Source organism: Paenibacillus sp. SAFN-054 (assembly GCF_051966755.1).
GTDB lineage: Bacteria > Bacillota > Bacilli > Paenibacillales > Paenibacillaceae > Paenibacillus_AQ.
Genome location: NZ_JBQCKS010000005.1, coordinates 159,066 through 183,704, shown reverse-complemented (window position 1 = coordinate 183,704; position 24,639 = coordinate 159,066). Strand labels below are relative to the sequence as shown.

General features: G+C 51.0%; 29 protein-coding genes and 1 pseudogene. 26 read left to right on the top strand and 4 right to left on the bottom strand.

The features are described 5' to 3' along the window. Positions 1 to 237: 237 nt before the first annotated feature. From ACTHPM_RS22030 to ACTHPM_RS22015, 4 genes are all read right to left on the bottom strand, one after another. Positions 238 to 2,082: an FTR1 family iron permease gene (locus ACTHPM_RS22030; protein WP_440397606.1), complete on the bottom strand. Its 1,845-nt coding sequence runs from the start codon at positions 2,080 to 2,082 to the stop codon at positions 238 to 240. Positions 2,083 to 2,120: 38 nt separating this feature from the next. Beyond that, entirely contained in the window at positions 2,121 to 3,425 is a 1,305-nt protein-coding gene (efeB, locus tag ACTHPM_RS22025) for an iron uptake transporter deferrochelatase/peroxidase subunit (protein WP_440397605.1), read from the bottom strand. 3 nt (positions 3,426 to 3,428) lie between these two features. After that, positions 3,429 to 4,292: an iron uptake system protein EfeO gene (gene efeO, locus ACTHPM_RS22020; RefSeq protein ID WP_440397604.1), complete on the bottom strand. Its 864-nt coding sequence runs from the start codon at positions 4,290 to 4,292 to the stop codon at positions 3,429 to 3,431. A gap of 192 nt (positions 4,293 to 4,484) precedes the next feature. After that, positions 4,485 to 4,778, bottom strand: coding sequence for a transposase (locus ACTHPM_RS22015; protein ID WP_440397603.1), 294 nt, complete (start codon positions 4,776 to 4,778; stop codon positions 4,485 to 4,487). A gap of 233 nt (positions 4,779 to 5,011) precedes the next feature. Between ACTHPM_RS22015 and ACTHPM_RS22010 the strand changes: the two are divergent. The 26 genes and pseudogenes from ACTHPM_RS22010 to ACTHPM_RS21885 all read left to right on the top strand — a co-directional run. Beyond that, positions 5,012 to 5,164: pseudogene (locus ACTHPM_RS22010) on the top strand (LuxR C-terminal-related transcriptional regulator); the annotation flags it as partial. Between the two features lie 77 nt (positions 5,165 to 5,241). Then, positions 5,242 to 5,817: a hypothetical protein gene (locus ACTHPM_RS22005; RefSeq protein WP_440398455.1), complete on the top strand. Its 576-nt coding sequence runs from the start codon at positions 5,242 to 5,244 to the stop codon at positions 5,815 to 5,817. A 372-nt stretch (positions 5,818 to 6,189) separates the two neighbouring features. Next, complete coding sequence (locus ACTHPM_RS22000) at positions 6,190 to 6,588, top strand: hypothetical protein (protein WP_440398454.1); 399 nt, start codon at positions 6,190 to 6,192, stop codon at positions 6,586 to 6,588. A 276-nt stretch (positions 6,589 to 6,864) separates the two neighbouring features. Next, positions 6,865 to 7,527: a hypothetical protein gene (locus ACTHPM_RS21995; RefSeq protein WP_440398453.1), complete on the top strand. Its 663-nt coding sequence runs from the start codon at positions 6,865 to 6,867 to the stop codon at positions 7,525 to 7,527. A gap of 52 nt (positions 7,528 to 7,579) precedes the next feature. Further along, the gene (locus tag ACTHPM_RS21990; RefSeq protein WP_440398452.1) at positions 7,580 to 7,783 is read left to right on the top strand and encodes an Acb2/Tad1 domain-containing protein; all 204 of its coding nucleotides are present in this window, start codon (positions 7,580 to 7,582) and stop codon (positions 7,781 to 7,783) included. A gap of 237 nt (positions 7,784 to 8,020) precedes the next feature. After that, positions 8,021 to 8,242, top strand: coding sequence for a hypothetical protein (locus tag ACTHPM_RS21985; RefSeq protein ID WP_440398451.1), 222 nt, complete (start codon positions 8,021 to 8,023; stop codon positions 8,240 to 8,242). A gap of 6 nt (positions 8,243 to 8,248) precedes the next feature. Then, positions 8,249 to 8,476 carry a hypothetical protein gene (locus ACTHPM_RS21980; protein WP_440398450.1) on the top strand — a complete coding sequence of 76 codons (228 nt, stop codon included), beginning with the start codon at positions 8,249 to 8,251 and terminating at the stop codon, positions 8,474 to 8,476. Positions 8,477 to 8,757: 281 nt separating this feature from the next. After that, on the top strand, positions 8,758 to 9,291 hold the full coding sequence (locus ACTHPM_RS21975; protein ID WP_440398448.1) for a hypothetical protein: 534 nt from the start codon (positions 8,758 to 8,760) through the stop codon (positions 9,289 to 9,291). After that, positions 9,269 to 11,143: a phage terminase large subunit family protein gene (locus ACTHPM_RS21970; protein WP_440398447.1), complete on the top strand. Its 1,875-nt coding sequence runs from the start codon at positions 9,269 to 9,271 to the stop codon at positions 11,141 to 11,143. The genes ACTHPM_RS21975 and ACTHPM_RS21970 overlap by 23 nt, the downstream gene beginning before the upstream one ends. Before the next feature lie 24 nt (positions 11,144 to 11,167). Continuing rightward, positions 11,168 to 11,407: a DUF6148 family protein gene (locus tag ACTHPM_RS21965; RefSeq protein WP_440398446.1), complete on the top strand. Its 240-nt coding sequence runs from the start codon at positions 11,168 to 11,170 to the stop codon at positions 11,405 to 11,407. Continuing rightward, positions 11,404 to 13,011 carry a phage portal protein gene (locus ACTHPM_RS21960; protein ID WP_440398445.1) on the top strand — a complete coding sequence of 536 codons (1,608 nt, stop codon included), beginning with the start codon at positions 11,404 to 11,406 and terminating at the stop codon, positions 13,009 to 13,011. The genes ACTHPM_RS21965 and ACTHPM_RS21960 overlap by 4 nt, the downstream gene beginning before the upstream one ends. Continuing rightward, entirely contained in the window at positions 12,989 to 14,131 is a 1,143-nt protein-coding gene (locus ACTHPM_RS21955; RefSeq protein WP_440398444.1) for a head maturation protease, ClpP-related, read from the top strand. Before ACTHPM_RS21960 ends, ACTHPM_RS21955 begins: the two co-directional genes overlap by 23 nt. Beyond that, positions 14,131 to 14,514, top strand: a complete 384-nt coding sequence (locus tag ACTHPM_RS21950; RefSeq protein WP_440398443.1) for a head decoration protein — start codon at positions 14,131 to 14,133, stop codon at positions 14,512 to 14,514. The genes ACTHPM_RS21955 and ACTHPM_RS21950 overlap by 1 nt, the downstream gene beginning before the upstream one ends. Positions 14,515 to 14,528: 14 nt before the next feature. Further along, positions 14,529 to 15,563 carry a major capsid protein gene (locus tag ACTHPM_RS21945; protein WP_440398442.1) on the top strand — a complete coding sequence of 345 codons (1,035 nt, stop codon included), beginning with the start codon at positions 14,529 to 14,531 and terminating at the stop codon, positions 15,561 to 15,563. A 23-nt stretch (positions 15,564 to 15,586) separates the two neighbouring features. Further along, positions 15,587 to 15,757: a DUF7210 family protein gene (locus tag ACTHPM_RS21940; protein ID WP_440398441.1), complete on the top strand. Its 171-nt coding sequence runs from the start codon at positions 15,587 to 15,589 to the stop codon at positions 15,755 to 15,757. Positions 15,758 to 15,768: 11 nt separating this feature from the next. After that, positions 15,769 to 16,125 carry a hypothetical protein gene (locus ACTHPM_RS21935; protein WP_440398440.1) on the top strand — a complete coding sequence of 119 codons (357 nt, stop codon included), beginning with the start codon at positions 15,769 to 15,771 and terminating at the stop codon, positions 16,123 to 16,125. Continuing rightward, positions 16,122 to 16,688, top strand: coding sequence for a phage tail protein (locus tag ACTHPM_RS21930; RefSeq protein ID WP_440398438.1), 567 nt, complete (start codon positions 16,122 to 16,124; stop codon positions 16,686 to 16,688). The genes ACTHPM_RS21935 and ACTHPM_RS21930 overlap by 4 nt, the downstream gene beginning before the upstream one ends. Further along, a complete protein-coding gene (locus tag ACTHPM_RS21925) occupies positions 16,685 to 17,197 on the top strand; it encodes a hypothetical protein (RefSeq protein WP_440398437.1) in 513 nt (170 codons plus the stop codon). The genes ACTHPM_RS21930 and ACTHPM_RS21925 overlap by 4 nt, the downstream gene beginning before the upstream one ends. Next, a complete protein-coding gene (locus ACTHPM_RS21920; RefSeq protein WP_440398436.1) occupies positions 17,187 to 17,540 on the top strand; it encodes a hypothetical protein in 354 nt (117 codons plus the stop codon). The genes ACTHPM_RS21925 and ACTHPM_RS21920 overlap by 11 nt, the downstream gene beginning before the upstream one ends. A gap of 3 nt (positions 17,541 to 17,543) precedes the next feature. After that, a complete protein-coding gene (locus tag ACTHPM_RS21915; RefSeq protein ID WP_440398435.1) occupies positions 17,544 to 18,983 on the top strand; it encodes a phage tail sheath family protein in 1,440 nt (479 codons plus the stop codon). 12 nt (positions 18,984 to 18,995) lie between these two features. Then, positions 18,996 to 19,523, top strand: a complete 528-nt coding sequence (locus ACTHPM_RS21910; RefSeq protein WP_440398434.1) for a phage major tail tube protein — start codon at positions 18,996 to 18,998, stop codon at positions 19,521 to 19,523. A gap of 21 nt (positions 19,524 to 19,544) precedes the next feature. Further along, complete coding sequence (locus ACTHPM_RS21905) at positions 19,545 to 19,889, top strand: phage tail assembly protein (protein WP_440398433.1); 345 nt, start codon at positions 19,545 to 19,547, stop codon at positions 19,887 to 19,889. Positions 19,890 to 20,070: 181 nt separating this feature from the next. Continuing rightward, the gene (locus ACTHPM_RS21900; RefSeq protein ID WP_440398432.1) at positions 20,071 to 22,980 is read left to right on the top strand and encodes a phage tail tape measure protein; all 2,910 of its coding nucleotides are present in this window, start codon (positions 20,071 to 20,073) and stop codon (positions 22,978 to 22,980) included. Beyond that, complete coding sequence (locus tag ACTHPM_RS21895) at positions 22,977 to 23,189, top strand: tail protein X (protein ID WP_440398430.1); 213 nt, start codon at positions 22,977 to 22,979, stop codon at positions 23,187 to 23,189. Before ACTHPM_RS21900 ends, ACTHPM_RS21895 begins: the two co-directional genes overlap by 4 nt. Then, positions 23,186 to 24,235: a phage late control D family protein gene (locus tag ACTHPM_RS21890; RefSeq protein WP_440398429.1), complete on the top strand. Its 1,050-nt coding sequence runs from the start codon at positions 23,186 to 23,188 to the stop codon at positions 24,233 to 24,235. The genes ACTHPM_RS21895 and ACTHPM_RS21890 overlap by 4 nt, the downstream gene beginning before the upstream one ends. Beyond that, positions 24,235 to 24,639, top strand: a complete 405-nt coding sequence (locus ACTHPM_RS21885; protein WP_440398428.1) for a hypothetical protein — start codon at positions 24,235 to 24,237, stop codon at positions 24,637 to 24,639. Before ACTHPM_RS21890 ends, ACTHPM_RS21885 begins: the two co-directional genes overlap by 1 nt.

Sequence of the window (24,639 nt, the reverse complement as noted above, 5' to 3'; positions counted from 1 at the left end):
AATTCAAGAAAATTATTTTTATATCTAACCCCATCATAGGACAAAAGTCGCCAGGTGACAAGGGGGATTTCAAGATTCATAAGACAAACATTCCCCAGGAAATGACAAAGCCCGCGTTCCAATGAACACGGGCTGTTTATCAGTGCGAATTTGCTTTGCTGCTGATTATTTTGGGCAGAATATTTGGGCACTGCCAAAGCCTCTTTACGTACAAATCAGGCGCTCCAAATGTAATTGTTAGGCACTGATGCGAGGCTTCCCTTTGGTTCCCTTTCCGGCTTCCTGCCGCAAGACCTGCCAGATGATGTAGGCCAAAATAATGAGCTGCGGTATGAATGTCTCCCAGGTCGGATACATGCCAAGCCATGAAACGGAAGGCAGGGAGGATGCGGAATGGGCTGACAGACGTCCGGCGATCTGCAGCGCGTGTATGCTGTCGCCAAGGAAACGGAAGACAAGATAATAGATCAGCAGCGTTGCTCCCAGGAAAAAGGCGCGAACCGGAAGCGACGCGCTGAGCACGATGATGGCATAGCCCAAAATCACAAGGATGGCAAGCGCAACCGCCACGCCGATCACGAGCTGAAGCATAGAGATGGAGGAAGCCATGCCGACATAGAAAATCGTTGTTTCGGCACCTTCACGCAGAATCGCCAGCAGGGCCACCGCGAAGAGGGACCACAGACTCCCTTTGGCCAGCGCTTGGTTGACCTGTGTTCCGACGTACTGATTCCAGGCCTTGGTATTGGACTTGTTATGAAGCCATTGTCCCACCGTTATCATCATGACGACGGCAACGAGACCGGTGATACCCTCGATCATCTCGCGTGCGCTGCCTGAGGCTGCCTGGGATATGGCGTAGGTGAGTACGACTGCCAAAACAAGCGACATGACAAAGCCGGTGCCTGCTCCGGACCATATGTATTTGCGGCCTTCACTGTTGCCGCTGCGCTTCAGGTAAGAGAGCAGGGCCGCGATGACCAGTATGGCTTCCAGACCTTCGCGAAGCAGGATGAGCGCAGCATCCCAAAAGGTATAACGGTGGCTTCCGGCGACCTTAGTTAAGGAAGCTTTCATTTCCTCAATGAGGGCTAATGCCTCCTGATTGCGCGGAGGGGCTGAAAGGAGGTATCCCGATGCTTCGGACATCTGGTTCTCCACTTTGGTATAGAGAGAGGGAGAAGAGATGCGCACTTCGCCTTCGACGGAAGGCCAGGACGCGATGAATTGGTTCATATTGTCCGCGGCTTTGCCGCTTTGTCCGTCCACGGTATGCTGACGTGCGGTTTCAAGTACACCCAGAAGATCGGAAAGGGTATAATGGCTTCCGTTTTCAGCGGCAGCGATATTTTGTATTTTGCCCTCCGTATAGTCGGTAAGAACCGTGACCAGCTTTCTCATTTCCCGGGCAGCCTGATCTTCGCGAACCGGATCTGCCTGCAGGGAGATCCGTACAAGGCTGATCTGCGTTTCCAGTTGACCGTACACGGTAAAGTTATCGCTGCGGATCGGCGATTCCGTTTTGGGCCAGCCGTTCACGATGCTCTGGTAGCTCGACTTGGCTTTGGCCCAATCCTTGCTTTCTATAGCTGCCAGGCTCTCTTGGGCCAAAGGGAGCAATTGGGCGGCGGCTTCGGTGCCGCTTGACGCGTTCTCGCTTCCCGGCGGCTCCGATGCAGCTTCCACATAGGCGTTAACCGCCTTCGCGAGCGTTGAGAGCGAAACTTTGGCCCCGGCATCCTTTGCCTGAAGCTTTGACTCGGCATCCGTCAGGGCGGCGTCGACCTGCGCCTTGGCTTCGGCAAGCGCTTGACCATCGGCAAGTTTAACGGCAAGCCACAGCTCTTTGAACTGCTGCAGGTCACCGGCTGCCTCCTTCCATTGCTGCTGCCCGGCTTCCACGAGCGCGCTGCCGACGGCAGGCAGCAGGTGGTCAAGGGACCCGGAAGGCTCTGCTTCCGCAAGCGCCGGGGCCGCAGAGAGGAAGAAGACAACGAGCATGACGAGGAGCCAAATGTTCCTGATGCCCGTTTGGCTATCCCTGTATGGACTGATTGGTGCGGCACGATGGCTTCGCAGCATGACTATAATCTCCTTTAAAGCAATTTGGTGAGGCAGCCTTAGAACAGGGTATCTCCGATGTATCCGCCTTTGGATGCCCCCGGGAAGCAGGCAAATACAGCGCTGCCGACATGCAGGATATATTCGTTCAGACGGTCGCCCTTGGACAGCTTCTGCTGCATGGCGACGAATTGCTTGTATATATCGCGTTGATAACTGATGAACAGCAGGCCGGCGTCGAGCTGGCCTGTCTTGAGATCCATGCCGCCGGAGTAGGAATAGGATCGGCGGAGCATTCGGATGGAGCCGTCCCCGCGGGCAAGAGCGACATGGGAGTCCGCAGGGATATGCGGGTTCCCCTTAGCATCCTTGGCAGCGAGATCGACCGGATCAAATTCGTTGGCCGATCCGAGCGGAGCCCCGCTGGCACGATAGCGCCCGAAGGTATCCTCTTGGTCCTTCAGGCTGGAACGGTCCCACACCTCAATGCGCATCCGGATGCGCCGGACAGCCATGTAGCTGCCCCCGTCCATCCAGGCGGCGCCGTCGCTGCCCTGCGCCCAGACGACCGAATTCATGTCCCGGGCGCTGCTGACAGCGGGATTGGCCGTTCCGTCTTTAAAGCCGAGCAGGTTGCGCGGCGTGCCTCCGGCCGGATCCGCCTGCGCGGAACGCTGGAAGCCCTCCTGCACCCAGCGCAGGACAGCGGTGCCGCGGGCGATGCGGGCCAGGTTACGGACAGCATGAAAGGCGACCTGCATATCGTCCGCGCAGACCTGCACGCCGATATCGCCTCCGCACCACTGCGGCTCGAGCTGATCCCCGTTAAAGGAAGGCAGCTCCCGGAAGGAAGAGGGGCGTTTGGCAGCAAGGCCGAACCGGTCATCGAACAGCGTCAGACCGGCGCCGAAGGTGATCGTTAACCGGGAGGGAGACAGGCCGGCCGATTCACCGGTGTCGACGGGCGGCAGGTTATGATTGCTGCTCTCCGCGCCGACCGGTTTGCCTTCCGCCATAGCCGCGGCAGCCCCGGTCCAGGTCCGGAACAGCTTCTGAAGCGAGGCGGCTCCGCTGGCCGTTACGTCAAAGGCCGCAAAACAAATGAAGTTTTGTGCGGGGGTGACAATTCCGGCCTGATGGGGTCCGTAGAAGGGAATGGCTGCCCCCGATGCTTCCTGGGATTGTGCTGCTTCCGTTTTGCGGATGTTCTCGGCCGCAAACAGGCTGCCGATGGCGCCCCCGCCGAGGAGAAGCCCAAGACCGCCGGTACCCGCCATACGAAGGACATCGCGGCGGGTCACCGGTTTTTTCAGGATGGAATTGTCGTTCGGATTTGGACGAGGATCGGTATGCTGGTCTGACATGGTTTACACTCCCAAAATTTTGCCCATATTGGACAGCGGTTCAGCTAAAGCATCGAGGTTTTGGCTGAGCTTGCGAATCTCGTCTTCCTTCAGATCGGTGTAATCCGCGTAACCGTCGCCTTTCTTGAACGCGTCCAGCTCCTGCTTCAGGGCGGCGAACCGCTCGCCGATTTCCTTCTCCAAATCGGCATCCTTCTTCGCAAGCTCCGGCTTCAGGATCTCGAAAATTTTGTTCGCGCCTTCCACGTTGGCGGCGAAGTCATACAGATCCGTGTGGGAGTATAGCTCTTCCTCGCCGGTCACTTTGGAGGAGGACACTTCGTTCAGCAGCTCCACGGCGCCGGTGACCATCAGGCTGGCGTCGATATCGATCGTTTCGATTTTTGCTCTAAGCAGCTGGGCGTCCTTCAACAGCTGATCGGCATAACCTTCCTGTCCGGCGGCCGTTTTGTCCTCCCATAGCGCCTTTTCAATGCGGTGGAAGCCGCGCCAGTCGGCCGCGTCAACGTCATTCACCCGTGCATCGATGTTCGGGTCCAGGTCCCCAAGCGCTTCGGCGACCGGCTCGATCCGCTCATAGTAGGCACGCGCAGGCGCGTAAAGCTTTTTGGCTTCGTCCAGATTTCCGGCTTTGACCGCAGCGGTGAATTTCTCCGTTTCTTTGACGAACAGATCACACTGTTCAACGGCAAATGAGCGGTACTGCTCGATCGCAGCGCTGAAGTCAGAAGCGGGGACCGTGCTCGTTTCGGTGGCCGCAGATTCGGCTGGCGCCTGGTCCGCCTCCGTCTTATCCTGCTGCCCGCATCCGCTGAAGAGGAGGGAAGCAGCCAGAATACCAGTGGGGAGAATCGCATTGTATTTCAAGAACAGCAGCTCCTTTTATATGAAAGTATGTATTTCGGCCTTAACTGATAATGATTCTCAATATCATGCCTGGAATAATAATATAGAGTTGCTTGGTTTCTGTCAATCTTTATTTTTAGTACCGTATATTGGATGCATGGCAAAAACACCCTGGCTGCAAATTGCTGCCGAGTGCCGCTTTTTATCGTATGGTTACTGGTGCCGGCGAACCCAAAATCCCGCGAGCAGGCGATAGGGGATATAAAGCCCAAGATAGGCGCCCGTGATCAAAAACCAGGGGTTCAACAGCACATGATGGACATGGGTGGTTAGGACGGTTTCATGGATTCTGTTCAGATATACAGCTGATGTAATGATGGATCCGGTCACGTAAAAGGAGATCAGCGCAAGCAAATGGATGATGTACCTGATCGGTCGAAACGAAACAGCCAGGGCCGCCATGATGAAGGGGACTACGATAAAACCGGCAATAAGCCAAAACAGCAAAGCCAGCACCTCCTTGGCTCCATTTTCGGCACCGGCCTTCGAATTTAAACCCGGGTGATCCCGCTAAACGGATCTTTTACGATGATTTCGATTGCGTCAAAGCCCGCCCACAAGGCTGAAGCCTATTTTTTAGCCTGAACGACACCATTGGCCTGAACCTTACATAATATGAGTTGACTGTATCCCTTTACCTTGTTATACCATACAAACCCGAGCAAGGAGGGGTGACACCATTGAAGGGGAACGATCATAAAAGCAAATTTTTATTGACTCATCGTGAACGTGAAGTGTTCGAGCTGCTTGTTCAAGATAAAACGACTCGCGATATAGCCGGGCAGTTGTTTATCAGTGAAAAGACGGTGCGGAACCACATCTCCAATGTAATATAATTCGAAGCACACAAACATTGTGATGCTTCTTTTTTTATACAATACATACAATTTGTTGAGGGGAGTTGTTCGAATTGAGCATGAACATATTAAAAGCTAGTAAAGGATCAAAGATCCGCTTTACTGGTAAGGGAGGGTGGGAAGGGGAAGCAGAGCATGCATTGAGTATCCTTCAGAAAGGTGAGGTATACACTATAGATCAAATAGGTATTTATCAGGCGCAAACCTATGTCTTTTTTGAAGGGTATAAGGAAAGCTTTAACAGTGTCATGTTCGAAGATGTGTTTGAGACGAAGGGCGGAGTCGAATACGGGAAAATCCGCGATCTAACAAATGCTGAGTTCACACATTTTGTGATGGACGAAATTGAAAATGTGACCAGATTTCGCGAATTGGAACGTGTGGTTATCTCCATTGACGATTTTGGATGTGATCCCAACCAAAGTGAAGAGATCGACCCGCCAACTATAGTAATAGATGTTAAGGTGCGTGGTGCTCTATGGACATTCTGGTTCGATACTGATGAAGAGAAATTTGATTTCGATATAATGAATGACAGGCAGGTAGAGCGTTATTTGGCTATGAAAGAAGGAAGGGAGCCTAGATTGCCGGGCCTTTATTCTTATCGTCCAAAAGAAGAGTCTATATAATTGGATTGAAAGAAGATATTGCGAAAAGATTATGAAAAAAATAAGAAAAGCTTGTGAACTGTTAGGTTTTAGACGTGATATATTTGTATCATGGAAAATCGAATGAAGGACACCACAGGGGCATGAATGCCCTGCTTACCAGGTCGGCCAAAGAGCCGGCCTTTTCTATTGGTGGTGAAAGCTCCGAGCTCGACGATCCTGTCTGCCTACAATGTATTGTGTGCGACTATATTTTGGGGGTGGGCCATTATTCGGGGGGTCTGTCATAAGCGTTCAAGGTCACGTGCCTACGTGGCTGAGTTTGTGAGTGGGCTCCTTTAAAAGGAAATTACTTCCTTGATGTCGAAGTGTGATGTCGAGGAGGTGAGAAAAATGGATACAGAGACTGAAAGAAGAATAGCGACCCTTTATCACTTTCAAGAAACCATGAGTTTATCGTATACAGATTCTCTCAAGGCATTCAAAGTACTTGAAAAATACGATGAAGATAATACAATGTATGGAATTTCTCTTAGTTTTTTAATAATGGCCCAGCAGAGTTATCTGGAATTAAAGCGCATCTACTGGGAAAAAGATGTGGTTCATCCTGAAATAGATGGCTACTTCACTGCATTCGACCACTATGCTTTCCAGTTAAAACAAGTGATTGTTGATAAAGATGAAAACTTATCGTGGCTTGTCAGCGCTCGTGATAAATTAGTTGAAAGTTGGAAGTCTTGCGATGAATTTCTAAAGAACTGGATTAATAATAATATCTCACAACGCAGCTAATTTTGAGCACCCTTAAAGGGTGCTTTTCTATTAAAAAGGCAAAAGCCCCTACATTCGTAGGAGCTCCAAAAAGTCGATGATAAGACTGATGAAAGTCAGTACATCACCGACAGTGATGGTGAAATCGAATCGAATTCGACTTCTCATTGCCTCACTCCCCCAGAGTGGTTTGCTTCAGGCTAGCAACCATCTCCCCATCCCGGGCAAGCCCTAAGACAGGGGCCGGTGGAGTTTGGAATATTATATCACAACTCTTAATAATTTGGAGGGAGTGACGTGGCAACACATCGAGTTAAAAAGACAGGTAAGGATCCGCCACCGTTCACCCGGATCGATAACGAAGCCCTCCAGAACGAACGGCTCTCATTCAAAGCCCGCGGGTTGCTCGCCTACATGTTATCCAAGACGGACCATTTCCGGTTTTACCTGGACGAGCTGATCAAGCACACGACCGATGGAAAGGACAGCATCCGCGCTGGCATGAAGGAGCTCGAGCAGCTTGGATACGTGCATCGCTATCCGGTCAAAAATGAGCGAGGCAAGATCATGTCCTGGGAACTCGATATTTACGAATGCCCGTCATTACGTCCAGAATCGGGTTTTCCAGTTGTGGAAAATCCAACGCTAGTAACTAATGATAAAATACTAACGAATAATAAAAGATTTAATAAATACATCGCTTTTGAAAAGATACAAAATCCCTACTTCCAAACCTATCTGAAACACTTTGCTTCGAATAAGAAAAAACAGCATATGAGAATAACTGAAGAGCAATATCAAAGCATAGGCGAGCAGATCGATCAGCTGCAGTCCTTTGGAGTTACAGCAGAGGAATGGGAGGCTGAGGTCATGGAGCATTTCAAAGAGCTGCCGAAAAGCAACAATGGGAATATCATAGCTTTCCTGCATGCTGCTCCACGGCGGTTTGATACGGGATAAACAAGGTCACTCATTCGAGTGGCTTTTTATTTTGGGGAAAGGAGCGATCAATATGAATCAGCAAATCGAGAACAATTTTAAATATCACGCGCCGAAGGAAGGGCAGCCCGAGAAATACGAAGCGCTCAGGAATTTAGCAAAAGGGATGGCAACTGCCATTGACGAGCTGTGCCCGAACAGTCGTGAGAAGTCACTTGCCATGACGAACCTTGAGCAAGCCGTCATGTGGGCTAATGCTGCTATTGCTAGGAACTGAGGGTGAGAAGGTATGCACACATTCCACAGATGGAAAACCGTGAAGCGATTCAGCATTCACAGGTATCAAGAATGTAGTAAGTGCGGAAAGCGTAGGGTGATTGAAGCATTCACTGGTGGACATCAGCCAGTTGATACATCATGGCTCGCTAGGAAGACGCAGGCAATATCGACACCACCGCGTAACCGACAAGAACGCCGGCAAGGGCGGAATGAATAGGAAAGGAGATAAATCGTAATGAGCAAGCAAAGCAACAGCTCGCAGAAGAGTGGAGGCATCGGAGTTATCGGGCTTCTAGGAGTTGCATTCGTTGTTCTCAAATTGACGGGGTATATCGATTGGTCTTGGTGGTGGGTGACCATACCGTTTTGGGGAGGGCTCGCAATTGTATTTTCGATATGGTTGATTTGTATCATCACACTTGGGATTATCTCGTTAATAGAAACCTGGAAAGGGTGAGGCAGTATGGATCAAACCACAACACCACCAACAAGCCGAGTGTTTGGACAGCATCTTGGTTTAACAGACGAAGAGACGGAAATCATTATTGCGATCCTCAACCGAGATCCTGATGAAACTGCGTCATGGTTAGGTGAACCGGCAATACCATCGTATAACCTTACCAATAAAGAACAAATGGTGTGGGATAAGTTCAGGGATGTGATACGGTACATCACCAGACGGATTAAATGACTCCGTGTAGGCGTTTTGTTATGAAGATGAGCAAACAGTCGAGTGAATGATTTGAAAGGCTGAGAGGGGTCGAATTTTCGTTCACGGGTCCTTCTGAGGGTTCGGATTAGGTGCGGGTGCGGACGACCCCGATTTTCCGCTAGATTTATTTTCAAAAATTCAGTTCCGCTTCCGTTTCAATAGTCCCTAATATTCGAAGAGCATGAAAATTCCTTCGAATAATGTGACCATGCGATCAAAGAGCGGGGAAATCGATAAAAAACGGAAGTTGAGGTGAGATAATGGCCAAAAAGAAAGCGGAAGCAAATAAACTGCATGAGAGGGTCATCGGTACCGGGGAATTGGCGGCCATTATCGGTAAATCGGACCGGTGGGTTCGGCAGATCACCGGCGAAGGAATCCTCAAGCAGGTTGACCGTGGCAAATATAACCTCGGTCTTTCTGTTCAGGCCTACATCGAGCACGTTGCTGGGGGCAGGGAAGATGATAAAAGGCCACGGTACATGGACGAAAAGACCGAACACGAGCGCATAAAGAAGGAAAAATCAGCCTTGGAACTGGCCGAAATGCAGGGAGAACTGCACCGTTCAGAAGACGTTGAGGCCGTTATGAACGACATGCTTGGTGCGTTTCGGCAGCGAATACGAGCAATTCCGATGCGGTTAGCCCCTGAACTGATTGGTCAGAGTGAATTGAACGTTATAAAAGGACGTTTATCGGCGGCGCTGGATGAAGCACTGGCTGAATTAGCTGATTATGACCCGGAGCTGTTCCAACAGGAACAGGTAAGGAATGATTCTGATGGCAGTTCCTAATTTTCTAAAGACAGCAGCCCTATTCCGGAAGATTGCTAGGGTTGTTGCTCCACCGCCAAGCCTGACAGTTTCTGATTGGGCAGACATATACAGACGCCTTTCCTCGGAAGCCTCCGCTGAACCAGGGCAATGGCGGACAGAGCGGGCGCCTTATCAGCGCGAAATCATGGACGCTTTAAACGATGATGAGACGGAAACGATCGTCGTCATGTCTTCGGCCCAGGTGGGAAAGACGGAAATCATCCTGAATATCATCGGGTACTTCATCCACCAGGACCCCTCGCCGATCATGCTGGTCCAGCCCACACTCGAACTGGCCCAAGCTTTTTCGAAAGATCGACTTTCTCCGATGGTCCGGGATAGTCCAGAATTGAAAAAAAGGATGGCCGGAGCCAAGAGTAGAGATAGCGGGAACACCATGCTGCACAAAACGTTTCCTGGTGGACATATCACGATGGCTGGCGCCAACTCGCCGGCCTCTTTGGCGTCTCGTCCTATCCGGGTTGTGCTTCTGGATGAGGTGGACCGTTACCCGGTCTCTGCAGGTAGCGAGGGTGACCCGGTAACGCTGGTTTCCAAGCGGGCAACAACCTTTCACAATAGGAAGCGTGTACTGGTAAGTACCCCGACAATCAAAGGTGCGTCCCGGATTGAAACGGCATATGAAGCAAGCAGCATGGAACAATGGAGTTTGCCTTGCCCGAGCTGCGGGGACCACCAGCCGCTGGCATGGGGTCAAATTCGCTTTGAAGATGCATCGATGGCCTGCAAATATTGCGGCGCCCTTCACTCTGAAATGGAATGGAAGGCGGGCGCCGGCAAGTGGATAGCCCGGAAGGAAAATCGCAAGGTGCGCGGGTTCCATCTGAACGAACTGGCAAGCCCATGGAAGCGCTGGGCAACCATCATCGAGGAATTTCGCGAGGCGAAGGCAAACGGTACTGAGACCTTGAAAGCCTGGGTCAATACTTCCCTTGGTGAGACGTGGGAAGAAAAAGGAGAGCAGTTGGACGAGGATGTCCTGTATAACCGCCGGGAGATGTACCATGCGGACGTGCCGGATGGTGTAAAGATCCTAACGGCAGCTGTAGATACCCAGGATGATCGGTTCGAGGTCGAAATTCAAGGCTGGGGAGCTGGGCATGAGAACTGGCGCATTCAGTACCACATCATATACGGCGATCTAAAGCAGCCGCAGGTATGGGCCGATCTTGACGAATACCTCCAGCGGACCTGGGAGGATGCGGATGGCAGGAAGTATCCAATCGCCCTGACATGCATGGACTCAGGCGGTCACTTTACGAACGAAGTGTATCGCTTCAGTAAAGAGCGTAATGGGCGGCGGATATTCCCTATCAAGGGCGAAGGTACTGGAGATGGAACCCGGTTACCTTTGATCATAGGTACATCCACAAACAACAGATATAAAGCGACAGTCGTCCGTCTCGGCGTTGATGAGGGCAAGTCAAAGGTTATGAGTGCTTTGAAAATTCCGATGGTTGACGAGTTCGGCTTCAAATCGCGCGGATACGTCCACTTTCCGCTGACCACTCCGGAGCGTAACCGGGGTTATGAGCGGCAATATTTCGAGGGTTTGACAGCCGAGGCACTTCATACGCGTCAAAAGATGGGCGTCCCGTATCAAGTATGGGTGAAGATTCGGACTCGGAACGAACCGCTAGACTTAGCGGTATATAACCGGGCAGCCATCGAAATCCTGCAGCCGGATTTGGAAAACATGCAGCCGTACTGTTCTGGTGCGGCGAGAGTTCCAGCGCTGGCTGGAGCGAGTACAGGGAGCGGTGTACAACCCGCCCCGAAACGGCGACGCGGAACCAAGAGCAGTATCTAATACTTGAGAGGAGGTGAAAAGGAAATGCCATTGTATACAAAGGAAGTAGCACAGCAGCACCTAAACGCCTGGCTAGCCGCGGAATTGGCTCTCTCCACCGGGCAGTCGTACAGCATTGCGGGGCGATCGTTGACTCGAGCGAATCTGGCTGAGGTCATGCAGCAAATTAAATATTGGCAGAAGCAAATGGACGATATTCAAAGATGCGAGCTGGGTCTGGGGCCTAGTCATAAAGTACGTCGGTATGTTCCGATTGATTTATGAGTTGGCTGGATAAAACGGTGGCTGTTGTGGCACCCCGTATTGCAGCTAAACGAGAACTGGCCCGTACAGAGATCGCTCGGCAGCGAGCGGTGCAAGAAGTATTCAATCAGGGGTACGGAGACCACGGAGCGAGCCGAAGGAAAAACTCTTTGAAGGCATGGAATCCCGCAGCGGGTGACGCCGAGGAAGACATCCATGTTAATCTGGAAGACTTGCGACCGCGTGCCCGTGACCTCTACATGGGCGGATCGCTCGCAAACGGATCGTTGAAAACGCTGAGAACAAACATTATCGGCACGGGGTTAAGGCTAAAACCTTCCTTCGATGCCGATTTTTTACGCCTATCTGAGGAGCAGGCCGCACGCCTGAAGCGACAGATCGAGCGGGAATTCGCACTCTGGGCAGAATCTAAAGACTGCGACGCCGCCGGCATGCACAACTTCTATGAACTCCAGCAGCTCGCGTTTCTATCATGGATGATGTCAGGTGATGCGTTTGTACTTCTACCACTCTTGCAGCGTAAACATACGATTTATGATCTGCGGGTCCGACTGCTTGAGGCTGACCGATGCAGTAATCCGCTAACCAAGCAGGTTGAGATGAACAACAAGTTGAGCAGCGGGGTCGAGGTGGATAATGACGGCATGGTCGTTGCTTATTGGTTTTCTGACAAGCACCCCGGTTCGACGTTTGCACTGCCGACGAAATGGCAGAGGGTTACCGTGGTAGGCGAAGAGAGCGGACGTCGGAACGTGCTGCACCTAATGGAGGCGGAACGCCCAGAACAAAGGCGCGGAGTTCCCATCTTGGCCCCAGTCATCGAATCGCTCAAGCAGCTTGAGCGTTATACCGAAGCCGAATTGATGGCAGCGGTCATCAGTGGGATGTTCACGGTTTTTATCGAGACACAGTCCCAGGAGAAGAGCGAATTTGGAGTACCACTTCCGCCCGTTGATAACCCGACCGGGGAGCCCCTGCCTTTGGCGGACGATGACATAGCACTGGGTAATGGAGCTGTGCAGTTTTTGGAGCCGGGAGAAAAAGCTAGCATTGCTAATCCTGGGCGCCCAAACAGCGGATTTGACCCGTTTGTCACGGCCATTCTACGGCAGGTAGGCGCGTCTTTAGAGATTCCATATGAGTTGCTGCTCAAGCACTTTACGGCTTCGTACTCAGCCTCCAGAGCAGCCTTGCTGGAAGCTTGGAAGATGTTCCGCATGCGTCGGTCTTGGATGTCAGCAGACTTCTGTCAGCCGATCTATGAGGAATGGTTTGCTGAGGCGGTTATCAAAGGCCGTATTGATGCACCTGGTATCTTTGACGATCCTCTGCTCTTTAAGGCATACACCAAAGCCGAATGGCACGGTCCTTCTCAAGGTCAGCTTGATCCTGTGAAAGAAGCAAATGCAGCTGTCATCCGGGTTGAGAATGGATTTAGCACGCGGGCTCGTGAGGCGGCTGAGCTGACTGGCTCCGAATACGAGAGCAACGTTCGGCAGCTTGCCTATGAAAAGAAGGTTCGCGAGCAAAACGGGCTTGAAGAACAAAGCGATTCATCTGTGAAGGGGGGTGAAGAAGAAGATGCCGAAGAAGATCAAGCTTAATGGCCCAGTCATAGGTGACGGCAGTGTCTGGTTATATGACTGGATTGGTATGCCATATATCAGCGCCGGAAGGCTATCGAGGGAACTGGATGATGCTCGAGGGGATGATGTCGAGCTTTATATCAATTCCCCAGGAGGATTAGTGTCTGCCGGGTCGGAAGTGTACACCATTCTGAAGGAGTACGCCGGAAAGGTGAAAGCAAAGGTCACAGGTGTAGCTGCTAGTGCTGCATCATTTTTCCTGATGGCAGCTGATGAAATCATGATGTCACCGACGTCACAATTGATGATTCATAATGCAAGGACGGGGACCGAAGGGGACAAAAATGCTCACTCCAGTAACGCTGATATGCTGAGTGGTACCGATGTCGCAATTACCAATGCATACCGTCTAAAGACAGGCAAAAGCACTGACGAATTACTGGCGCTCATGAATAAGACAACGTGGATGAATGCACAAGAGGCTGTTGGTTTTGGATTTGCTGACGGAATACTGTTTGACGAGGAAAACTCCCTGATTGCCATTACAAATAGCATCAGTGGAGAGATCCCACCGGATGTGGAAGCGAAGCTCCGCGATGTCCTGATCAGTGCCATGCTCAAGGGCGGCACCAGTAACGGCGATAAGCAAGGCCTATTTGCTGGTTTGGACTTATCGGCAATTATGCCCCAGGTATCCAACAGCATGGAAAATGAAGATGGTCAGCAAGAAAATGCTGAACCACAAACGAAGGAGGAAGAACAGCCAATGAATAAGGATGAATTGAAAGCACAATACCCCGACCTATACAACGAGATTATGAATCTCGGAGTAACGCAGGAACGGGGACGGATTACGGAACTCAATGCTCTTGCCACTGCCCCAGGTGCGGCCGAGATCGTAGCCAATGCGATTGCAGAAGGTAAGACAGCGGGCGAAGCGGCGATGGATATTGTCAAGGCTTCTGCGGAGCGTATTGCAAATGAAGGACAGCGTCGTGCCAACGATTCCCAGAACAGCGGGGTCAACGGCGTAACACCGGACGAAGCGCCGGCTACGCCAAATCCTGAAGTTACGTCTCAAGCGGAAGCTGATGCCCTGGCTGAGGAAATCAAAAATATCATGGGAGGTCGAAAATAATGCCAGCATACGAAAGCGTGCCTTATGATAACCTGATCGCCGGAATGGTCCAGCCGATTGTCACTCAATCCATTATCATTGAACCGGCTGCAGGGGCAGTATTTATCCGCGGAACTGTAATGGCTAGAACAGGGTTTTCCCCGGATGGGACTTGGATCTGCACTGTTGTTGATTCTGCTGCTGCAGGAGCTGCCCAAAAAATTCCGGTGGCTGTATTGGCCGATGAATTTGTAGATGCAACGACTGCCCAGCAGCGTGCTACGGTGTACACTCAAGGCGAATTTAACCGAGATGCATTAATTTTTGGTGGCACAGATACGATTGCAAACCACGAAGCAGCTCTGAATAACGCAAAAATCTATACCAAACGGGTCGTAAAATAAGGAGGAAAACCACGATGGCTATTAAAGATTTGTATGCATTCCCGACTTTGCTGAAGGTGATCGGTCAGCTGCCGCCGCCAAGCACATATATTTTGGATACGTTCTTCCAAGACGGTGAGACATTCGACACTGAAACCGTCGAAATCCAAACCATGAAAGGAAACAAGCCGATTGCGCCGTATGTATCTGAGCTTCAGCCAGGTAAAGTTATTCAGCGAACCGGTTTCACGGCGAAGCAATATAAGCCAGCACTGATCAAACCTGCCCGCCCTATAACTGCGATCGATCTCAAAGTACGTAGTGCCGGCGAAAGCTTGATTAACCCGGATCAACCAGAAGTACGAGCACGAAAACTGCTTGCGAAGGACATCATCGACCTTCAGGCCACGATCACTCGCCGACTGGTTCAACAGGCCTCCGAGCTTATGTTCACAGGCAAGGTGACCCAAATCGGCGAAGGTGTGAACCAGGTCATCGAATACGATTTTACCAACATCGTGACGTTATCAGGCACGGACTTGTGGAGCAATGCCGCATCTGATCCGCTCAAATTCCTGGCTGCACAGCGCAAGGCCGTCATGGATGCCAATGCACCTACACCGAACCTGGTCCTTGCTGACTACGATGCAGCTGTAGCCTTGATGCGTCATCCATCGATTCTGAAGCTCGCCGATAACAAAGGGGTGGATGTGGGCAACATCGACACGACTCTGCTTCCGGACGGTGTGACATACCATGGCCGCCTCCGTGATGTGGGCATGGACGTGTACAGTTACACCGGCACTTACACCAATGATGCTGGGCAAGAGGTTCCATTCATTCCGGCTGGAACGATTGCGATCTTGTCAACTCGCGACAAGTTCACCTTCCATTATGGCGCCAACGTCATTATGGACCCTAAAACAGAGCAATTCGTTCGGGTTATGGGCAAAATCACTCCGCAATCCTGGGTTACCGTGGAACCTGCCCAGCGCTGGCTGCAGATGCTTTCCCGTCCGTTGGCCGTGCCTTCAAACGTGGCCGGCTGGGTTGTCGCCAAAGTACTCTAATTTAACATGAGAGGATGATATCCATGGAATACATTGCTACAGGCAAGGTGTTGCATAACGGTAAGTATTACCGGCCAGGTGATGAGGTGCCCGGACTCAAAAAGGAAGAGGCCGAGCGCCTGCTTGCCCTTGAAGTGATTGAGGAAGAGAAGAAGCCCGTCAAGTCCAAGGATAACCAAAAGCCTGATGCTTAGGGGGCTGCACCATGAATTTAAGAGAGCAAATGGCGGTAGACGTACAGCAAACATTCATGAATCCGAATGAATTCGCAGAGCTTCATACGGTTTCTACTTTTACCGATGAGAAAAATCAGGCAGGACAGAAAGACCGTGTGCTTTCCATGATCGTCGAGAAGTTCACCCTGGACGGCAGACCTATCCAAAGCGCGGACGGCGTATCTGCCCATAGTGCCATTGTCCATATCGATCCTAAGATTCTGGTTTATACCCCAAGGGTGGACCAGAATTTTTATTTGGACTTTTTGAAGTATAAGGTCAAGGGAGTATCGAATGACACCGGTATCCTGAAGATCGTGCTGCAGTCCAATGGTACCCGGCCATGAGTGACTTTTTTCAGATCAAGGACAACTTTATGCAGGTAAGCCGGTCTTTGAAGCAAATGGACAAGGCCACGCGACAAGCGTTCTTGTCCAGCCTCAACCGGGCTGCACAGCGGGCAAAGACGGAAGCTGGGCGGAAGACGCGCGAGCGGTATGTGGTTAAGCAAAAGGAAGTCGTGGAGACCATCCGGATCCGGAAGGCAACTGGCAGTGCATTGAAAGCCATAATGACTTCACAAGGGTATGCAATCCCATTGATTAAGTTCTCGGTCTCTCCGAAACGCCGATTGAAAAGAGCGCCCAAGGCGATCAAAGCGGCGGTGCTTCGGGGCGGCGCAAAGAAGCCGATTCCGGGCGCGTTTGTCGCCGAAGCTGGTAGTCATACCGGCGTATTTGAGCGGGTTGGCAAAAAGCGCTTGCCTATCAAGGAGCTCCGCGGCCCTGCCGTACCGTCAATGGTTGGTAATGAAGTGGTCCGGGAGCATGTACAGCAGGTGTATGGAGAGGAAATGCAAAAGCGCCTGCCGCATGAGCTTGACCGCACGTTAGGGAGGTTGAAGATGTGACCCCAAGTATCATTATGGATAAGCTGCAGGAATACCTGCAGGAGATCACCCAAGGCATGGTTCTCGGCCCGGAACGACTCCGGCCGAACATTTACAAGGTGGATCTGCCGGCGCGTGCTACGCCCGATTATGACCCTTTGGTTCAGGAAACCGATATTACGCCTGCCCAGACCACGCTGCCAGAGGAGCGGGACGAGCGCTGGCCGTTTATCATCGTCATCTTTAACGATGCGGAGGACACGGAGGACGGTTACCGGACGGCGAATATTGACCTGACGTTTGGATGTGAAGGAAGAGGGCCCGACGGATACATGGATGTTTTGCATCTCATGGAATACGTAAGAGCCTCTTTTTTGCGAGAAACATATGAAGGATGGTCTTTCCGGCTGACACGTCCGCTCTCAATGGGATTTTACGAAGAGCAGCCCGATCCCTATTGGATGGGGTATATGTCGACGACTTGGGAAGTGCCGTCAATTGAACAGGAGGTATGGAAGAATGGGTTCTAAGAGGTACGAGGAAAAGCAGGAAGAGCAGCAGCCCACGGTGACGCTGGCTGCGAATGCAGAACCGGATGAGGTGTCGGAGACCAAGGAGGAAACCGCCGTATCCGGAACAGATCGGGAGCAGCTGATCTACATCGGCCCGTCAATTCGGCAGAATGGCGTTGGGATCCGGACGAATCAGACGTTTCTGGGCGGTCATCCTAAGTATTTCGAGCCGTTGTACACAGCTTATCCACAAATCAAGGCGCTTTTTGTGCCCGTCAATAAGCTGCAGGAAGCAAAAAAACAAATTAACACGACAGGCACGGCATTGAATGCTGCAATCCTGTCCCTGAAAGGAGTGTAAGGCATGGCAGAATTTCATGGCGTAAAAGCCTCAGAGACATTCGCCCGGAAGGCAGCGGTGGTGCAAACCAACACGTTGCCTTTTTATATTGGCACGGCGCCGATCAACCAGGTCGCCAATCCGGCAGATGCCGTCAACAAGGTTATCCTGGCAAACAGTTTTGAAGATTTCAAGGCCAAGCTGGGATATTCGGAGGATTGGAAGTCGTTTACCTTGTGTGAGGCAGCGCAAGCCCATTTTGTCGATAATGAACAGTCTCCTATCGCGTTCGTCAACGTCCTGGATGTGGCAGATAAGGAAACGACCGTACCGGCAGCGGCTGTCTTTACAGATGGTCTCTATACGATCGAAAAGGAAGGCGTCTTGAAAGGCTCGGTAAAGGTCAGTGACGGCTCCACCAACTATCAGGCGGGGAAAGACTTCTCTTTGACATTCAACGATGCCGGCAAACTTGTGGTCGCGATTCTGCCCGGCGGGAGTGTTCCGGCGGGGACGACGTCGCTGCAGGTTGGATACGACGCTCTCAAACCTTCTGCGGTCAACGCAGCGAGGATCATCGGCGGGACCGATTCACAGACCGGAGTCCGGACTGGGCTCGAGCTCATCGAGGATGTGTTCCTGGAGACTTCATACGTCCCGAACCTGATCGTGGCCCCGGGCTTTTCGGATGACCCGATAGTAGCAGGGCTCCTGGTCGCCAAGGCAAAGAACATCAATGGGCTGTTTGAGGCCTTCGCCGTCACGGATCTGGATGCGAGCCAGAAGTATATGGACGTTGTAGCCTGGAAGGAGGACAACGGGTATACAGACCATGGTCAGGCGAATACCTATCCGATGCTGACATATAAGGGCAGGACATACCACTCCTCTACACTGATTACTGCGGCCATGGTAGCGACGGACCAGTCTAACGGTGGCGTGCCTGTCGAGACCCCATCGAACAAGATGATTACAGCCGACGGCATGGTCTACAAGGACGGAACGCCAGTCAATATCCCATTTGATCAGGCCAATATTCTCAACGCGAACGGCATTGTGACGGCGATTCGTTGGCCCGACGGCTTTCACGCTTGGGGGAATTACACAGGTGCCTATCCTGAATTTACGGATGCACAACGGGCGTTTATCCCGGTGCGGCGTATGTTCAGTTATGTGAAGAACAATCTCGTCCTTCGCCATTGGCAGCAGGTGGATAATCCGCTCAACATCAGGCTCATTCAATCGGTGGCCGATGGCGCCAATGTTTGGATCAATGGTCTTGTCGGTGCGGGTTATTTGCTCGGCGGACGTGTTGAGTTTTTGACGGCAGACAATCCAGAAGACCAAATGGCAAAAGGAAAGATGGTTTACCGTGTGTTTATCACGCCTCCATCCATGGCGCAGGAAATCGAATTCATCGTCGCTTACGACGCATCATATCTGGCTGCTTTAACGGCAGCGTAAGGAGGCATAATCATGGCAGGAAATATCCCGGTAAAACTCGAGGGCATGGCCCTGTTTATGGAGGGGAGCAATACGGATTTTGCGACGGGAGATATCACGCTTCCATCGCTCACACCTATGTCCGACACGATTTCGGGGGCGGGCATTTTGGGTGAGGTTGACCTACCTTCTCCCGGTCATTACGGCTCGATGGAATTGGGCATCGCATGGCGGACGATTAACAAGGATGCTTTCCGACTGGTTGGCTCACAAACCAAGGGGCTTGAAATCCGTGGAGCCTTTAAAGAGTTCGATAAAGCCCAGACCGCTTTCGTCACACGTGCGATTAAAATCGTTGTCCGGGGCGTCGGTAAGGGCATGGATCTAGGAACACTCTCAGTCAACGCAACGACTGATACCACCAACACCATTGAAGCCACATACCTCAAAATCTTTATCGACGGGGAAACGGTGTTTGAGCTGGACAAATTTAATTACATTAGCCGGGTAAACGGCGAGGACGATCAGGCTGATGTGCGGAAAGCCCTTGGAATGGCTTAATAAAGAGAGGAGACAAAAGTTATGAGCGAAAGCGAATTGAAACCAGAAATGCAGGAAACGCAGCAGGCCGGGACGGTGGTTAAACTGTCCCGGCCTTTTACTTGGGAAGAGAAGGAGTATACCGAGCTTCTCCTGGACTTCGAAAAGCTGTCTGGTGATGAAATTATGTCTCTTGAGGCAGATTTTCTTGAGTTAAACGCAGGGAAAAACTTTTTGATCTCTCTCAAGAAGGAACATCCGACCTATCAAGCTGTATTAGCTGCAAAGGCCATGGGCGTGCATTTCAACTTTTTGAAGAAACTGCCTGCCAAAGACTTTAACAAAGTGACGGTCGCAGCCAGAAATTTTTTGAGCGGTTGGGATTAGCCGAGGACCCTCCTGCCGAGCTTATGGAGATTTGTTTCGTAATCGCAGAAGCCGGGGGATCACCACTTGATTATTTTTCCCGACCTATACGCGATATAAAGAAATGGTTGAAGGCTCGGAACAGCTTTGTGAAAAAGCGTAACGATCGATTAAATAATCCACCGGAGGGAGGGGGTTAATCATGCCAAAAAAATATGAAATGTCGTTTGAGCTCAATGGCGACATCGACCCCCGGATATCCCGTACGTTTGATTCATTGTCCAAGGACGTAACGGACCTCGGGAAAGATTTCAATAGCCTCCAGCGGACAAAAGGCTTCCGTAAGGTCACCCAGGATGCCCAAGAGGCTCAAGGAGCCTTTCACGAATTGCGGCAGGATGTAAAGGAATTCGGAGAGGTATTTGAGAAGACGCTGCAGTTCACCGGCGCCCATAAGATCATCACGACGGTCAGTGACATGTTTTCAGGCATGGTCAGTGATGTTGGCTCTCTTGATGACTCTGTCCATCAAATGGGCGCTGCAACTGGTGCAACGGCTCAGGAAATGGTGCAGTTTAAGGAGGTCATCCAAGGCATTTACGAGGCCAACATCGGCGAAGGATTCAATGACATCGCGAACGCCTTGGTGAATGTCCGGCAAGTGACTGGGCAAACAGGGGCGGCTCTTGAAAATACCACGAAGAATGCCCTAATCCTTAAGGATACATTTGGATATGACGTCAATGAAACAGTCCGGACGACGGATGCCCTTATGCGGAACATGGGCCTGACGGCGGACCAAGCGTTTAACCTGATTGCCCAAGGTAGTCAGAAGGGGCTCGATCGATCTGGCGATTTCCTGGACACGATTAACGAATACTCAGTCCAGTTCAAGGACGCCGGATACAATGCTGAAGAGATGTTTAGTATCTTGGAATCCGGGATTAAAAAGGGCACGTTTAACCTTGATAAAATGGGGGACTTGCTCAAGGAATTTAACATTCGGATCAAGAGTGGGGACAAGGTAGTCACTGATTCGCTTGATCAATTATTTGCTCCAGAAGACATTGAACAGTTTATTGGGGCTCTATCGAAGGGCGGGGCTAAGGTCAAGGAGTTTAGAGAGCTATCCAACATAGCTGGTAAGGATGTAGCCAAACGGCTTGTCACATCTCTTAAAAAGGGTGGCGCTACAGCAGCTAAAGCATCTTCACTTATCGTAGGCTACATGAGTGATAGTTCCAAAATTATTGACGGCCTTGCGGATGCTACGATTCGCCCGCGGGACGCCCTTGACTCGATTATAAAGCAGCTGGATAAGGTCAACGATGCCAACGTTAGAAATGAGCTCTCTGTCGGCTTGTTTGGTACGCAGTTTGAGGATTTACGGGCGTCTGCGGTAGCAGCTCTCCAAGATACCAACGGTGAATTCAATAAGACCTTGGATACTATGAAACAAATCGAGGGTGTGAAGTACAGCAGCCTGACGAAGGACATCCAAAAGCTCGGCAAGGAATTGATGACCGACGTGGTAATCCCGATTGGCGAGGACCTCATGCCGGTTCTTCGAGATATGACCGCTTGGGCCTCTGACAACAAGGATGTCATCAAGACTCTGGCCCTTGGCGTCCCGGCCGCTATGCTCACCAAAAACGCGGTATCAATGTCGAAGGATTTTGCCAAGGTGGGCAAGTCACTGTTTGATACGACTGGCGGGGTCAGCAAGTTCGGCAAAGCTCTCAGCCTTATGACCAATCCAGTGGGGATCGCTGTCGGTGCCCTTGGGCTTATCACGACTGGGGTCATTGCCTATAAACATCATCAAGAAGAGGCACGGCAGGAACTGCTTAAGATGGGAGGTACGCTGGAGAAATCCTTTGATGATTATGGATCAATTGACCATACGACAAAGAGAACACAAAATCTGATTCGTGAGTATGATCGTCTTAATGATAAGATCAAAAGCTCAAAGACACCTGCAGCTGAGCTGACCGAGGCCCGCCGAAAGATGGCTGATGTCGAAAAGGAACTTATTGATCTTAATCCCCAGATCCTCAACGCAGAAGATGCTAAGAGTGAATCATTCCGTGAACAGCTTAACGTTGCTGACAAATTGAATCAAACTCAACTTCAGATGCAACGTCGTGATCTTGAATCCAATGTTATGAAAGCTGAGAAAAATCTGCCGAATCTTGTGACCGAATATGAGACGATGCAAGATAAGGTAAGGGATTACGAAAAGTCTTATCTGGATGCAAAGAAAGCTTATCAGCAGTTTGAAAGCTATGCTGAAAAAGCTCGGGAAATCTACATTTCAACACAGACTGGTAGCGAAGAACAAAGACGACAAGAGGAAAGTCTTGCAAACAAAATTTATGATGCTACGGGTGAATCATACTTTGGGAAGCTGGGTCAGCTTTCTGAGACAAGAGATCAATATCAGGCCACGTACGAATCGATTCGTGAAAATCTCAATAATACCCAGCAGTCAATTTTAGACGTTCAAAAAACCTATCAGCAATTATATGACACTCAAGTGAAATTAATAGAGATGCAGGACCTTGGCGGCCAGTCTGTCCAGAATCAAGCGGCACGCTACTCTAAGATGACCGATGCTGAGAAAAAGCGGTTTGATCAAGCAATGAGGGAGATTCAGGATCTCAATTCCGAGATGAACGCCCTACCGCTATCTAAGCAAATCGACCTTAATGTCATTTGGACTCAAGCCGGATTTGATGCAATTCAAGCTGCTCAAAAATCCCTAACAGGTAAGCCCAATGCCGCAATCAAGAAACCGCAGATAACTGCGTATGCTGAAGGTGACAAGATCACTCGGCCAACTGTGGGGTTGCTGGCTGAGGCTGGTTATGATGAATATGCGATACCGATCAATAATTCTAAGCGGTCCCGCGGATTGTGGGCGGAAGCTGGGGCTGCCTTGGGAATGAATCCTTTTGGCGGAAGCTTCGCTCCGGTATACAATCCGCAAATCACCATCCAGGGTAACGCCGACGCTGCTGTCGTCAAATCGGTACTCAAGGATTCACAACGTGAATGGGAGCAGAATATGGCTGCTTGGAAAAGGCAGCAGGAACGGAGGAACCTTGCGTGAGCACGTACAGGACCATCCAGGGAGATACTTGGGACGGGATCGCCTTTAAGATCGCGGGCACCGAAGAGTTTATGACGCCTCTCATGCAGGCGAATCCGGATTATGTGGAGACCGTGATCTTTCCGACAGGAATCACGCTGAACATTCCTGAAATCGTCATTCAGGAAGCTGATATACTGCCTCCGTGGAGACGGGAGGAAGACGTATGACCAGCCTGGTAGAAAACGGTCGGTACGCCTTCCTCTCTATTTTTTTTAACGGGGTGAAGGTGGATGCTGACCTTGAGCCGTATCTGATGAGCTTTTCCTATAACGACGGATACGCTGGACAGGCTGATGACATTACCATTCAGCTTGATGATGGGGAAGGGCGGTGGATCAAAGGCTGGGTCCCGGTCATTGGCGATGAGATCAAGGCTGAAATCGTAACCTGGCACTGGGAGAAGGCGGGGGAGAAGAAGAAACTGCCCTGCGGGAAGTTCTTCCTCAAATCATTTACTTATGCTGGCATGCCGAACGTGGTAACTATGGAAGCCAGCGCACTGCCCGTGGAAGGAAACTCTGCCAAACAGGAGAAACGCTCCAAGTCCTGGGAGAAAACCAAACTCAAAACGGTGGCCGGGGAGATTGCTGCCAGAGCAAAGCTAAAACTGGTGTATGAATCGTCTTCAAACCCGACCTATGACCGGCTTGATCAGACAGAGCAAACGGACTTCGAATTTCTACTCGAAATTGCCCGGCGGGAAGGTATTACGCTGAAGGTGAGCGGGTCAAAGCTGGTTATGTTTGACGAAGAGGTCTATGAGAAAAAATCGCCGGCTATGACCATTGAGCTTGGGAAATCCAATGTGCTGAATTATTCTTTTGGAACAAACAGTGAGAGCACGGCCTATGGGTCCTGCGAGGTCGTGTACACGGCCCCGAAGACAAAGAAGGAAGCGTCCAAGACGGTCAAAGGCTCATACAAGCTGCCCAAAGCGAGCGGCATGCCTGTCTTGAGAGTAAATGAACAGGTTGAGTCCGCAGCCGAGGCTAATCGTTTGGCAAAGAATCGACTCCGCGAGCAGAACAAAAAGGCCGGGCTTGCCAGAATCACTCTGGAAGGTAACACGGGCATCGCGGCGGGCCAGACGATCACCATCAAGGGATGGGGATATTTTGACGGAAAATACATCATTGAGAACGCAAACCACAGCGTTGACGCAACTGGAGCATATACAACCGATATCGATATCAGAAAGGTGCTGGGGTGGTAATGGCAAATTTGCTCGCTGAAATGGTCAAGATCGGTGAATGCTCCACTGTAGATTTTGACAGCGGAACAATCACAGCGACGTTTCCGGATCGGCAGGATAAAGTATCCCGGGACATTCCCGTAATCATTTCTGGAGGAGCGGGCGCCGTCAATGGAATGCCGCAGCCGGGCGATACCGTTGTATGCCTCATGTTGGGAAACGGCAAGAGTAACGGGGTATGCTTAGGTATCATTCCAGACATTGTGCCGGGCACGGCCAACCAGCAAGGCGTTTATTTTGAGGATGGCAGCTATGTCTATTACGACCGGGCCCAGCAAAAGCTGATGATAAAGGCGGCCAGCGGCGTGCAGATCGATGGCGATCTCACGGTTACCGGGCGGGTGGCTGCGGCAAATATCGAATGA